Genomic DNA, 13,138 nt, shown 5'->3' with positions numbered 1-13,138 from the left:
ACTTCAGCCTGATGGTCGAAAGGACGACCGGCTTACTTCGGACGCTTGGCGCCGTACTTCGAGCGGGACTGCTTGCGATCCTTGACACCCTGGGTATCGAGAACGCCGCGCAGCACATGGTAGCGAACGCCGGGAAGATCGCGAACGCGACCGCCGCGGATCAGCACCACCGAATGCTCCTGCAGGTTGTGGCCTTCACCCGGAATATAGGTGATGACTTCGCGCTGGTTCGTCAGGCGAACCTTGGCGACCTTGCGGAGTGCCGAGTTCGGCTTCTTCGGGGTCGTCGTGTACACGCGGGTGCAAACGCCACGCTTCTGCGGGTTTGCTTCCATCGCAGGGACCTTGCTCTTGGCCTTCTGCGGATCGCGGCCCTTGCGGACCAGCTGGTTAATCGTCGGCATGAAGCCCTTCACCTTTGCGTTACCAGAGCCATTCTGGCGGTTACTTTGCTGGAGCCCTGTGCGAGCGAATACGAAAACGACCCGGGTGGCTTGACCCACCGGGCCTTTGACGTCTCCAACAACGTTCATTGCTCGTCCCGCAGCGCCACGGACACGCCGATGGGAATCGGCAATTCCGGCTGAGGAACGGACGCGCCTATACGCCGGGGGGCGGGAGTGGTCAACAGGGGGCAGGCCGCAGACGCCACTTAGCGCCCCTCCCTGGAAGGGAGGGGTCGGGGGTGGGTCGAGACTTGGCGCTAAGCAAACCCGCCGCCCTATCTGGCCATACCGCGAGCGCTCCACCCACCCTTGCACTTCCCTCGCAGCTACCAGAGCCATGCCGCGATCCCAAAAACGGGAATAGCCGATAGCGCTCGTTGCGGACATGCTCCGTAACTCGCATGATCGGGAAATGACAATCGTTTGGATCGGCATCATTCTATCCGCGACCGTGGTCGGGTTCTTGGTAGGACATCTACGGCAGGGTCGAATACGCGGGGTAAGCTACGTCGCACTGATCCTCGCACCTACGCTGGTGTTGACAGTAGTGTTGGCACTCACCCCTCCTGCGCCGCCCAGCTTCATGGCATGGTGGATGGCTGGAATGGTGATGATTAGTCCGGCTATTGTCGGGTGGGCCATATTCGCGACAGTAGGCTTCGCTGCGGCTCGGTGGAGCGTCCGCTAACCACCACTGTTCGCCGCTCCTTTATAACTCGACGGTCTACTCCAACGCCTCCACCAGTAACCGCTCGAACCGCTCGGGTACCTCGACCTGCGGCGAATGCCCCGCCCCCTCGATCCGCACCAGCCGCGCCCCCTTGATCCGCGCCGCCGCATTAGCCGCCACTTCGGGGATCGGCTTCAACGTCGCCCGCACCTCCTCGGGCGCATTGGCCTTCCCGAACACCGTCCTGTCGCGCGTCCCGATCAGCAATGTCGTCGGCACCGCGATCCGGCCGAGTTCGTACACCACCGGCTGCGTCTGGATCATGTCGCTGGTCTTGGCCTGCGCCAGCGCCACCGTCTCGTTGCCGCCACCGGCATATTGCCCCGCCAGCATCCGCGCCCAACGGTCATACTCCGCAGTCCAGGCGCCGCTATAGTAATTCTCGGTCTGATAGGCGCGGATCGACTGGTAGCTGGTGCGCCGCTCGCCCGCGAGCAACCGGTCGAGCGGGGTATAGGGCACGCCCTGCGCCAGCCGGTCGGCCAGCCCCAGCGGGTTGACCAGCACCAGCCGCTCGGTGCGCTCGGGATGCTGTATCGCGAAGCGCATCGCCAGCATGCCCCCCATCGAATGGCCGACGATCGCCGCGCGCTCGATCCCGCGCGCCTGCATCAGCGCCGCGGTGTTGGCGGCCAGCATCCGCAGCGAATATTGCGCGCCCGCCGGCTTTGCCGATTTGCAAAAACCGATCTGGTCAGGGATCAGCACGCGATACCCCCTGCCCGCCAGCATCCGCGCGGTCCGCTCCCAGGTCGCGCCGCAGAAATTCTTGCCGTGCAGCAGCACCACGGTGCGCCCGTTAGCGCGTGCGGTCGGCGCGACGTCCATATACGCCATGTCGGCAGCGAACTGCCCGACGGGAACGCGGATAGTCTGCACCGGCCAGGGATAGGCGAACCGTTCGAGATTGGGGCCGAGCTCGGCGATCGGCGGATCGGGCGCGGCCGCTTGGGTGGAGGCGGCCAGCGCGAGCAGCGAGGTAAGCAACAACATGGCAATCTCCCCCCTCCCTGAAAGGGAGGGGTCGGGGGTGGGTCGAGGCCGGGAGCTACGGAAACCTCAAGCGATGTCTCCGCCGTACCACGAGCACCCTACCCACCCCCAGCCCCTCCCTTCCAGGGAGGGGAGAAACCTCATTCCCCCGCGCCCTTCTCCAAAACCCCACCCTTCACCACATGGCTCACCCGCTCGAGCACCCGAATATCCGCCAGCGGATCGCCATCGACTGCGACGATGTCGGCATAGCGGCCCACCGCGATCGCCCCCACATCGCGCTCGCGCCCCAGCGCCTGCGCGGCGTTGGTCGTCGCCGCCTGGATCGCCTGCATCGGCGTCATCCCGAACTGCACCATCGTCGCGAACTGCCCCGCGGCGGTATCGTGCGGCATGACCCCAGCGTCGGAGCCGAAGACCAATTTGATCCCCATCCGCACCGCCTTGCCGAAATTGTCGCGCTGGACCTGCGCTACCTCGCGGTCCTTGCGGAGATTTTCCTCGAGAGCGCCGGTCGCCGCGCCCTCGCGCTGGGTGTATTCGGTGTTGAAGATGTCCATCGACAGCCAGGTGCCGCGCTCCTTGGCGAGCCTGAGCCCCTCGTCGTCGATCAGGCTGGCATGTTCGATCGTGTCGATCCCCGCGCGGATCGCCGCCTTGATCCCTTCGGCGCCATGCGCGTGCGCGGCGACCTTCAGCCCCAACATATGCGCCTCGTCGGCGGCGGCCTTGAGTTCGTCGGCGGTCATCTGCTGCTGGCCGGGCTCGGTGTTCTTCGAAAAGACGCCGCCGGTGGCGCAGACCTTGATCACCTCGGCACCGAAGCGCCGGTTCTCGCGTACCTGATAGCGCACCGCCTCGGCGCCGTTCACCCCGCGCTCGGTCTGGTCCTTGTAGCTCGGCGGCAGCAAATTGCTCCCGCCGCAATGCCCGCCGGTCGCCCCGAAGCTCCACGTCGCGGGCACGATCCGCGGGCCGGGATAGAAGCCGCCTTCGATCCCCTGTTTGAGCGCGACATCGGCATAGTCTGCCGAACCGAGATTGCGGACGGTGGTGAACCCCGCCTGCAGCATGTCGCGCGCGTTGCCGACCCCCAGCGTCACCGGAAACACGTCGGTGTATTCGAGGCTCCGATAGCCCCTGATCCGCGCGCTGCCCGCCAGATGGACGTGCATGTCGATAAAGCCCGGCAGCAGAGTCTTGCCGGGCAGGTCGATCCGCTGCGCATCCGCCGGGATATTGGGCCGCCCGCCATTGCGCCCGACCACCGAGGTGATCCGGCCATCGGTGACCACGATCACCGGCTCCTCGATCACCCGCCCCGCGACAACATCGATCATCCGCGCCGCGGTGATGACCGTGGTTCGCGATGCCGAAGCGGTTTGCGCCGATGCCATCCCGGCGCTGGCGAGCGTGACGCATGTGGCAACGGTGATCAAACGCATGTGCTTCCCCTAAAGACAGGGATGCAACCTTGCGGCACGGTGCCGCCGGGTCAATCCCCGGCGGCAGCCCGTGCCCTTGCGCTATCGATCAGATATGCAGCGCCTTGCCGTACGCCGCGAGAACGCTCTCGTGCATCATCTCGCTCAGCGTCGGATGCGGGAACACCGTTTCCATCAGTTCCGCTTCGGTGGTCTCAAGCGTCTTGCCGACGGTATAGCCCTGGATCAATTCGGTCACCTCGGCCCCCACCATGTGCGCCCCGAGCAATTCGCCGGTCTTGGCGTCGAAGATCGTCTTGATGAAGCCTTCGGCCTCGCCCAGCGCGATCGCCTTGCCGTTGCCGATGAAGGGGAAGCTGCCGACCTTCAGTTCGTACCCGGCTTCCTTCGCCTTGGCCTCGGTCAGCCCGACGCTGGCGACCTGCGGGTGGCAATAGGTGCAGCCGGGGATGTTCTTGGGGTCCATCGCGTGCGGATGGTTGCCCGCGATCGCCTCGACCGCGATCACGCCCTCATGGCTCGCCTTGTGCGCCAGCCAGGGCGGCGCGGTGATGTCGCCGATCGCCCACAGCCCGGGCACGTTGGTGCGGCACATCGGATCGGTCTTGAGGAAGCCGCGATCGTCCATCTCGACGCCCAGTTCCTTCAGGCCGATATCGGCGGTGTTGGGGACGATGCCGATCGCGACGATGACATGGCTGAATTCGCCGGCGGTTTCCTTGCCCGCCTTGTCCTTCAGCTTGGCGGTGACGCCGTTCGCGCCAACCTTGATGTCGCTGATGCTCGCGCCGGTCATGATCGTCATGCCCTGCTTGGTCAGCGACTTTTCGAGGAACGCCGACACATCGGCATCCTCGACCGGCACGATCCGGTCGACCATCTCGACGACGGTAACGTCCGCGCCCATGTCATTATAGAAGCTGGCGAATTCGATGCCGATCGCGCCCGATCCGATGACGAGCAGCTTGGTCGGCATCTCGGTCGGCACCATCGCATGGCGATAGGTCCACACCCGCTTGCCGTCGGCGGGCGTGCCCGGCAGGTCGCGCGCGCGCGCGCCGGTGGCGACGATGATGTTCTTGGCTTCGATCTCGGTGGTCTTGCCGTCCTTGTCGGTGACGGTCAGCTTGCCGGGCGCGGTGAGCTTGCCGGTGCCCATATGCACCGCGATCTTGTTCTTCTTCATCAGGTGCGTGACGCCCTGGTTGAGCTGCTTCGACACCCCGCGTGAGCGCTTCACCACCGCATCGAGATCGGCGCTGATCCCGTCGGCCTTCAGCCCGTAGTCCTTGGCGTGCTGCATATAATGGAAGATCTCGGCCGAGCGCAGCAGCGCCTTGGTCGGGATGCAGCCCCAGTTGAGGCAGATGCCGCCGAGCAATTCGCGCTCGACGATCGCGGTCTTCATCCCCAGCTGCGCCGCGCGGATCGCCGCGACATAGCCGCCGGGGCCCGAGCCCAGCACGATGAGGTCGTAGGTGTCAGCCATGAACTTCTCCAAATCCCTCGCCCTTGGGTGCCGAGGGGTTCTCTATTACGCGAGGCTTGCGCGCCTCATCGATCGCGACGAACACAAAGCGCGCCTGCGTCACCCGGCATTGTTCTTCCTGGTGCCGGTCGCGGCGCCAGGCTTCGACTTCGATCGTCATCGAAGTGCGACCGACCTTCACCAGCTCGCAATAGACCGACACTTCGTCGCCCACCGCGACGGGGGCGTGGAACTGCATCCCGTCCATCGCGATCGTCACCGCGCGGCCCTTCGAATAGCGCGCCGCGACCAGCCCGGCGGCCATGTCCATCTGGCTCATCAGCCAGCCGCCGAAGATGTCGCCATAGGCATTGGCGTCGCCCGGCATCGTCGTCACGCGGATCGCGGGGCTGCCCTCGGGCGGGGTTTCGGCATTCATCGCGGTATTCCCCGGGCGGCGCGCACGATCGGGCGCACCCCCATCAAGACCACCGCGACCATCGCGGCATAGGTCACCAGCCAGATATTCTTGGCGCCGATCGGATACGCCCATTCGGCGGTCAGCCCGATCACGATCGCCGCGCCCAGTCCGAGCAGGACGTAGAACAGCTCGATCAGGACGCGAAAGACCATTGCGCGTCGCTCAGGCGATCATGCCAAGCGGGCTTTCGACCAGCTCCTTGAACAGCTTCATCAGCTGCGCGCCGTCGGCGCCGTCGATCGCGCGGTGATCGAAGCTGCCGGTCGCCGACATCACCGTCGCGACGCCCAGCGCATCGTCGACGATATAGGGCCGCTTCTCGCCCGCGCCGACCGCCAGGATCATCCCCTGCGGCGGGTTGATGACCGCATCGAACTGCTTGATCCCGAACATCCCCATGTTCGAGATGCTCGCGGTACCGCCCTGATATTGCTCGGGCTTGAGCTTGTTGTCCTTCGCCAGCCCCGCGAGCTCCTTCATCTGCGTCGAGATCTTCGACAGGCTGATGCTGGCGGCGTCGCGGATGATCGGCGTGATCAGCCCCGAGGGCGTCGACACCGCGACCGACACGTCGGCGCGCTTATAGCTGACCAGCTCGTTGCCAAGGAAGGTGACGTTGCACTTGGGCGTCGCCTCGAGCGCGACGCCGAGCGCCTTGATCAGCATGTCGTTGACCGACAGCTTCACGCCGCGGCTCTCGAGCCCCTTGTTGAGCTCGCCGCGCAGCTTGAGCAGCGCATCGAGCCGGATGTCGAGCGTCAGATAGATGTGCGGGATCGTCTGCTTCGCCTCGGTCAGGCGGCGCGCGATCGTCTTGCGGATGTTCGAGAGCTTCTCGACCTCGTGCGGGATGCTTTCGTCGTACCAAACAGCCTTGGCCTCGGTCGGCGCGGCCGCAGCGGCAGCAGGCGCTTCGCTCTTGGCGGCAGGCGCGGCGGCCTTTTGGGCAGCGGGCGCGGCGCCCGGCTTGGCGCCCTCGAGATCGGCCTTCACGATCCGGCCATTCGGCCCCGAACCCGCCAGCGCCGAAAGCTCGATGCCCTTTTCGGCGGCCAGCCGGCGCGCCAGCGGGCTAGCCTTCACGCGATCGCCCGACGCCGGGGCTGGCGCGGTACCGGCAGCATCGGTCGCGCCGGTCTCTTCGCTGACTTCCTGCGTACGCGCCTCGTCGGCGGTAGCGGCGGGGCCGACGTTATCGGCCTTGGGTGCGGGCGCGGCAGCAGCCTTGGGCGCTTCGACCGATCCCGCATCCTCGCCCTCTTCGGCGATGATCGCGATCACGGTGCCTACCTTCACCCCGTCGGTGCCCTCGGCGACCAGGATCTTGGCCATCACGCCTTCGTCGACCGCTTCGAATTCCATCGTCGCCTTGTCGGTCTCGATCTCGGCCATCAGGTCGCCCGACTTCACGCTGTCGCCTTCCTTGACCAGCCATTTGGCCAGCGTGCCTTCTTCCATCGTCGGTGACAGCGCCGGCATCTTGAGTTCGATCGACATCGCAAATCCTGGCATTTGATCCTGGGGAAGGCCTTCCTTCGCGATGTGACCCGCGCAGGTCAAGGCTTGGGGTTATCGCTTGGCGGCCAAAGGAGCGCGCGAACCGCACGAACCCGTAGCGGCATCTTGCACGCGGGCGCGCGCCGGGCCACCTGTGGGAAAAAGGGGGAGAGCAAATGCGTACCTATCTGGTGGTGATCGACGAAAGTCCCGAATCCGAGATCGCGATGCGCTTCACCGCGCGGCGAGCGGTCAAGACCGGCGGCGGGGTCGAGATCCTCGCGCTCGTCCCCACCCCCGACTTCGTCCAATGGGGCGGCGTGATGGCGACGATCGAGGAAGAAGCGCTGCTGCGCGCCGAGGCGCTGGTCGCGGGCGCGGCGGGCACCTTGCTCACCGAATCGGGTCTCAAGCCTTCGATCACCGTGCGCCAGGGCGAAGGCCCCAAGGTCGTCCGCGAGATGATCGCCGCCAACCCCGACATCGCCGCGCTCGTGCTCGGCGCCGCGGCGAGCGGCCCGCCGGGGCCGCTGGTGTCGCACTTCGCCGGCGCCGATGCGGGCACGCTCTCGGTGCCGCTGATGATCATCCCCGGCAGCCTCGACCGCGACGCGATCGACCGGCTGAGCTGAGGAAACCCGCTTACCCCCGTTCGTGCTGAGCCTGTCGAAGCACGGTCCTTCTCTCGCGCGTCAGTCGCAGAAGAAGATCAGTGCTTCGACAGGCTCAGCACGAACGGGGAAAGGGTATTACGCAATCACCAGCGCGTCCCCCCAAACGAAAACCTTGAGCCGCGCCCGATTTCCAGCCACGTTCGCGCCATGCTCAAAACCCTCCCCCTCCCGCTCGTCCTCCTCGCCACCCCCGCCATCGCGCAAGACCGGCCCAGCCCGCAGCGGCTGCGCGCCGATGTCCAGACGATGGTCGATTTCGGCACCCGCCACACCGCCTCCTCGGTCACCGATCCCAAGCGCGGGATCGGCGCCGCGCGCCGCTGGGCGCAGGCCGAGTTCGATCGGATCGCCAAGGCGTGCGGCGGCTGCATCAAGACCGAGACGATCGAGCGCAGTTTCACCGGCCCGCGCGCACCGACCGGCGTCAACGTCGTCGACGTGCTCGCGATCCAGCCGGGCACCGAGCCTGGCCGCGTCGTCATTCTCCAGGGGCATATCGACAGCCGCAACAGCGACGTGATGGACGCAACGGGCGACGCGCCCGGCGCCAACGACGATGCCTCGGGGGTCGCCTTGGTGTTCGAAGCCGCGCGGCTGCTGTCGAAGCAGAAGCATCGTGCGACGATCGTTTATGCCGCGCTGTCGGGCGAGGAGCAGGGGCTGTGGGGCGCAACGCTGCTCGCCGAAACCGCGCGCGAGCGCGGCTGGAACGTCTCGGCGGTGCTCAGCAACGACATCGTCGGCAACACGGTAGGCCAGAACGGCAAGCGCGTCGCCGACCGCGTCCGCGTCTTCTCCGAAGGCATCCGCCAGGTCGAGACGATCGAGGAAGCCAAGCGCCGGCGCGGCGACGGCGGCGAGGATGACGGCCCCAGCCGCTCGCTCGCCAAGGCGGTCGACGACGTCGCCGAGGGCATGCCCGGCGCGCTCGACGTGTTCGCGGTGCGCCGCCCCGACCGGTTCGGCCGCGGTGGCGATCACGAGGCGTTCCTGCGGCTGGGCTATCCTGCGGTGCGCTTCTCGGTCGGCGCCGAGAATTACGACCAGCAGCACCAGAATCTGCGCACCGAAAACGGCCGCGTCTATGGCGACACGATCGACAAGATGGACTTCCCCTATCTGGCGAAGGTTACCGCGATCAACATCGCCGCCGCCCGCCGCCTCGCCAATGCTCCCGCCGCCCCCGAGGGCGTGAGCGTCGACGGCGCGCTGAGCTTCGACGCGACGGTGAAGTGGCAGCCGGTCGAGGGCGCCGCCCGCTATCGCATCCACTGGCGCCGCAACGACACCTCCGACTGGACCGGTCACCGCGACACCACCGGAACCGAATTGGTGGTCAAGGACATGATCGTCGACGATCATTTCTTCGGGGTATCGTCGGTGGGGGCGGATGGGACCGAGAGCATCGTCACCTTCGCCGGAAGGACGCCTCCTGCGCCGCGGTGAGGGCCCGCGCGGCATTGCCCGTTTCCGGCCTCAGCGGGTCTCCCCACCCGTTCGTGCTGAGTAGCCGCTGAGCGCGTCGAAGCGGCGTATCGAAGCACCGGTCCGCTTGGGGCAAGGTCCTTCGATACGGGTCTTCGCCAAGCTCAGCCCCTACTCAGGACGAAAGGGGGGAAAACCAACCTGGCGAACGAATCCAAATCTTTCCCCCCTTGCCGGGGAGGGATTGGGGGTGGGTAGACCTGAGGCCCTTGGCGCGTTTCCGCGCTGACCTACTCACCCCGTTCGTTTCGAGCGAAGTCGAAAAACCGCCCCCAGCGCCCAACCCCGTTTCTCGACTTCGCTCGAAACGAACGCCAGCGCGTTGCGACCCGATCGCCCTATCCCGCCGCCTCCTGCATCTCGGCAATCAACGCGTCATCCGCCGCCTTCGCGCGCTTGTACCCCTCGCGCTCGGTCAACCGCGCCGCATATGCTTCGAACGAAGCCCGCTTGGGCAGTGAACCGAACCCCAGCCCCCAGATCACCTGCGCCCCCACATAAACATCGGCCGCGGTAAAGCGTCCGCCCGCGACATGGTCGTGCGTCGCCAGCCAGCCGTCGAGCACGTCGACCACCCGGTCGAAATCGCCATAGCCCATCATCGCGGTCTTCTCGGGCGGCACCTCGACCCCCAGCGCGCGGTTGGTCACCGCCTGTTCGACCGGGCCGGCGGCGAAGAACAGCCAGCGATAATAGTCGGCGCGGTCGATGGTCGCCGGCGCCAGCCCGGCATCCGGAAAGGCGTCGGCCAGATACGCGCAGATCGCAGCGCATTCGGTCACCACGCGGTCGCCGTGCTGGATCGCGGGCACCTTCGCCATCGGGTTGATCGCGCGATACGCGTCGCTGTCCATCGTGCCATATTCGAGCAGCTCGGTGCGGTAGGGCGCGCCCGTCTCCTCGAGCATCCAGCGCGCGATCTGCCCGCGTGACATCGGATTGGTGTAGAAAACCAGATCGTCGCTCATGATCGCCTCCGAGTCGCGCCGGAACAAATGTCGAACGAAATCGCTCAGCCGTCAAGATGCTTCGCGAACAGCGCCAGCGTGCGCGACCAGGCGAGATCGGCCGCCGACTTGTCGTAGCGCGCCGCCGAGGTATCGTTGTTGAACGCGTGGTCGACCTCGGGATAGACGAACGCCTCTCCCCTGCCTGCCGCCTTCAGCGCCTCGCCCCATGGCACGCCGGTCGCGTTCACCCGCGCGTCCTTGCCCGCCAGATGGACGACCATCGCGGCGCGAACCTTCGCCGCCTCGGTCGGGGCGGGCGCCGGGCCGTAATAGGACGCGCCGGCGTCCAGCGCTTGGCCCGCCGCGACCGCCAACCGGTTGACGAAGGCGCCACCCCAGCAAAAGCCGACCGCGCCGACGCGCGCGCCGCTGGTATCGCGCTTCATCCGCTGCGCGGTGGCGACGGCTTGCGCCAGCGCCAGGTCGTAATCGAGCGTGCCGATCAGCGCGCGCGCCTGGTCCTCATCGGCGGGGGTGCCGCCCTGCGGGGCAAGGAAATCGGGCGCGATCGCGCGATAGCCGGCCAGCGCCACGCGGCGCGCGACATCCTTGATATGCGCGTTGAGCCCGCGATTTTCGTGGACGACCAGCACATAGCCGGCATTGCGGGCGGCCTGGCGCGGCGCGGCGAAATAGGCGGTGAAGGGCTTGCCTGCCTCGACCCCCGTCTTGGTTTCGGTCACCAGCCGCGGATCATCGGCGGCGATTTGCTGCGCCGCGGCGGGTGATGCCGCGATCGTCGCGATCAGCGCCTCGGCAGCCGCGACCGATCCGACCAGCAGCGCGGTCTCGCGCAGCAATTGCCGCCGGTCGCGATGCTCGTGGGTGAAGGCGTCGTACAGGTCGATCGCACGCTGGCGCAGGTCGGTCATGGCTGGCTCCCGATGGATTCGGGGCAGCGTAGCCGCGGCGCGCGCGGAGGCAATGCCTGCTTTTATCCTCCCCATGCAATGGGGAGGGGGACCGCCGAAGGCGGTGGAGGGGACGCCGCGCGACGTCCCCGCGTCCGCAAAAAGAAAGACCGCCGGCTTTGCCGACGGCCCCTCCACCATCCTGCGGATGGTCCCCCTCCCCATCTGCGATGGGGAGGATTGTCGATCACCCGATCACTTCTTCCAGGGATCGACGATGTCGCTCTTGAACAACGGCTTCTCGGTCTCGACCACGTCGCCGCGCGCCAGCGCCTCGCGCTCGGCGCGCAGCTGCGCCAGCAGCACTTCGCGATCGCCCTCGAGCCGCGTGTCGGTCGGCGCCTCGATCCCCGCGGCCTTCGCCGCCTTGGCGACCAATGCGTCGAGCTCGCGCTGCGAGCACAGCCCCAACGTCACCGGATCCTTGGGCGTGATGTTGGCGATGTTCCAGTGGCTGCGGTCGCGCAGCGCCGCGATCGTCGTGCGCGTGGTGCCGATCAGCTTGCCGATCGCGCCGTCCGAAATCTCGGGGTGGTTGCGGATGATCCAGGCGATGCCGTCGGGCTTGTCCTGGCGCTTGCTCACCGGGGTATAGCGCGGGCCCTTGGTGCGGCGGACCTGCTCGGGGCCCTTCTGCATCACCAGCCGATAGTCGGGATCGGCCTGGCCCTTCTCGATCTCGTCCTGAGTCAGTTCGTGCGCGCGCACCGGATCGCGCCCGGTCAGCTTGGCCGAGGTCGTGTCGTCGGCGATCGCCTGGATCTCGAGGATGTGCAGGCCGCAGAAATCGGCGATCTGGTCGAACGAAAGCGCGGTGTTGTCGACCAGCCAGGAAGCGGTCGCATGCGGCATCAAAGGCTGGGCCACGGCAAAGTCTCCAGAAACAATAAGGGCCACCCCTTCCGGGGTGGCCGTGTAATGGCGAAGACTTAGTGCAGCGCCGGCCCAAGGGCAAGGAGTAGCGTGACGTCAGGCGGCGGCGCGATTGACCCCGCCGATCGGCACCAGCGCGCCCAGGAACTGCGCAGCGCTCGCTTCCCAGGTGAATTGCCGGCCAAAGGCGGCGCACGCCGCGCGGTCGCGGGTCAACGCGGTGGCGATCGCCTCGTCGAGCGTTTCGGCCAGCGCCCCCGCCTCAGGCGTGACGATGTCGATCGGCCCGGTCACCGGATAGGCCGCAACCGGGGTCCCGCAAGCGAGCGCCTCGATCATCACCAGCCCGAAGGTGTCGGTACGGCTGGGAAAGACGAACACATCGGCGCCGGCATAGAAGCGCGCCAGCTCGTCGCCGAAGCGCGGCCCCATGAAGCATACCTCGGGATATTTCGCCGCCAGCGCCGCGCGCGCCGGCCCGTCGCCGACCACGACCTTGCTGCCGGAATGCGCGCATTCGAGGAACGCCTCGAGGTTCTTCTCGACCGCGATCCGCCCGACATAGAGCTGGATCGGCCCCGCAAGCCCGGCCAGTTCGGGATGCGGCGCGACGCCCGGATGGAACGCCGCCAGGTCGACCCCCCGCCCCCAATGCCGCACCTGCTCGAGCCCATGCGCCACCAGGGTCTGCCGGATCGACGGCGTCGAGGCGAGCACCGCGCGCGCCGGCGCATGGAACCAGCGGATATAGCGCCAGATCCACTCGGCGGGCACGCCCGATCGCGCCGAGACATAGTCGGGAAACTGGGTGTGATAGGCGGTGGTGAAGGGATAGCCCCGCCGCAGGCTCCAGCGCCGCGCGGCGATGCACAGCGGCCCCTCGGTCGCCAGATGAATCGCCTGCGGCTGGAAATCCGCCAGCAGCCCGCCCACCGTCGCGGTGCGCACCATCGCCAGCCGGATCTCGGGATAGGTCGGGCACGGCACCGAATAGAAACGGTCGGGCGAAACCACCATCACCTCATGCCCTTGACGTTCCAGCACCGCTCTCACCGATTGGAGCGTGCGGACGACGCCGTTGACCTGCGGCTCCCAGGCATCGGTGACGATCGCGATCCGCATCGG

The 13,138-nt window shown here is 67.0% G+C and carries 13 protein-coding genes; 2 read left to right on the top strand and 11 right to left on the bottom strand.

What is annotated here, in order from left to right; translation table 11 throughout:
* Positions 1-32: 32 nt before the first annotated feature.
* The 7 genes from rpsL to NMP03_RS01255 all read right to left on the bottom strand — a co-directional run bounded on the left by rpsL (position 33) and on the right by NMP03_RS01255 (position 7,060).
* Positions 33-404: a 30S ribosomal protein S12 gene (rpsL, locus tag NMP03_RS01285; protein WP_033921175.1), complete on the bottom strand. Its 372-nt coding sequence runs from the start codon at positions 402-404 to the stop codon at positions 33-35.
* Between the two features lie 766 nt (positions 405-1,170).
* Complete coding sequence (locus tag NMP03_RS01280) at positions 1,171-2,169, bottom strand: alpha/beta fold hydrolase (RefSeq protein ID WP_256506755.1); 999 nt, start codon at positions 2,167-2,169, stop codon at positions 1,171-1,173.
* A 140-nt stretch (positions 2,170-2,309) separates the two neighbouring features.
* Positions 2,310-3,614 (bottom strand): Xaa-Pro dipeptidase, encoded by a 1,305-nt coding sequence (locus NMP03_RS01275; protein ID WP_256506754.1) that lies wholly within the window; start codon positions 3,612-3,614, stop codon positions 2,310-2,312.
* Between the two features lie 88 nt (positions 3,615-3,702).
* Positions 3,703-5,103: a dihydrolipoyl dehydrogenase gene (gene lpdA / locus NMP03_RS01270; protein ID WP_256506753.1), complete on the bottom strand. Its 1,401-nt coding sequence runs from the start codon at positions 5,101-5,103 to the stop codon at positions 3,703-3,705.
* A complete protein-coding gene (locus NMP03_RS01265) occupies positions 5,096-5,521 on the bottom strand; it encodes an acyl-CoA thioesterase (RefSeq protein ID WP_256506752.1) in 426 nt (141 codons plus the stop codon). Before NMP03_RS01265 ends, lpdA begins: the two co-directional genes overlap by 8 nt.
* The gene (locus NMP03_RS01260; protein ID WP_256506751.1) at positions 5,518-5,715 is read right to left on the bottom strand and encodes a hypothetical protein; all 198 of its coding nucleotides are present in this window, start codon (positions 5,713-5,715) and stop codon (positions 5,518-5,520) included. The genes NMP03_RS01265 and NMP03_RS01260 overlap by 4 nt, the downstream gene beginning before the upstream one ends.
* Before the next feature lie 10 nt (positions 5,716-5,725).
* Entirely contained in the window at positions 5,726-7,060 is a 1,335-nt protein-coding gene (locus NMP03_RS01255; RefSeq protein WP_256506750.1) for a pyruvate dehydrogenase complex dihydrolipoamide acetyltransferase, read from the bottom strand.
* A gap of 176 nt (positions 7,061-7,236) precedes the next feature.
* On the opposite strand from NMP03_RS01255, the gene NMP03_RS01250 reads away from it, so the two are divergent.
* Positions 7,237-7,692: a universal stress protein gene (locus NMP03_RS01250; protein ID WP_033921137.1), complete on the top strand. Its 456-nt coding sequence runs from the start codon at positions 7,237-7,239 to the stop codon at positions 7,690-7,692.
* 189 nt (positions 7,693-7,881) lie between these two features.
* Positions 7,882-9,180, top strand: a complete 1,299-nt coding sequence (locus NMP03_RS01245) for a M20/M25/M40 family metallo-hydrolase (RefSeq protein WP_256506749.1) — start codon at positions 7,882-7,884, stop codon at positions 9,178-9,180.
* 377 nt (positions 9,181-9,557) lie between these two features.
* Here the strand turns inward: NMP03_RS01245 and NMP03_RS01240 are convergent, their stop codons facing one another.
* From NMP03_RS01240 to NMP03_RS01225, 4 genes are all read right to left on the bottom strand, one after another.
* Positions 9,558-10,187, bottom strand: a complete 630-nt coding sequence (locus NMP03_RS01240) for a glutathione S-transferase family protein (protein WP_256506748.1) — start codon at positions 10,185-10,187, stop codon at positions 9,558-9,560.
* A 44-nt stretch (positions 10,188-10,231) separates the two neighbouring features.
* Positions 10,232-11,101 carry a dienelactone hydrolase family protein gene (locus NMP03_RS01235; protein ID WP_256506747.1) on the bottom strand — a complete coding sequence of 290 codons (870 nt, stop codon included), beginning with the start codon at positions 11,099-11,101 and terminating at the stop codon, positions 10,232-10,234.
* 234 nt (positions 11,102-11,335) lie between these two features.
* Positions 11,336-12,007, bottom strand: a complete 672-nt coding sequence (locus tag NMP03_RS01230) for a DUF1013 domain-containing protein (protein ID WP_256506746.1) — start codon at positions 12,005-12,007, stop codon at positions 11,336-11,338.
* Between the two features lie 102 nt (positions 12,008-12,109).
* On the bottom strand, positions 12,110-13,135 hold the full coding sequence (locus NMP03_RS01225; RefSeq protein ID WP_256506745.1) for a glycosyltransferase family 4 protein: 1,026 nt from the start codon (positions 13,133-13,135) through the stop codon (positions 12,110-12,112).
* Positions 13,136-13,138: the final 3 nt, after the last annotated feature.

Source organism: Sphingomonas qomolangmaensis (assembly GCF_024496245.1).
Taxonomy (GTDB): Bacteria; Pseudomonadota; Alphaproteobacteria; order Sphingomonadales; family Sphingomonadaceae; genus Sphingomonas; species Sphingomonas qomolangmaensis.
The sequence above is the reverse complement of the archived record's forward strand: the minus strand, read 5'-3'. Positions and strand labels throughout refer to the sequence as shown.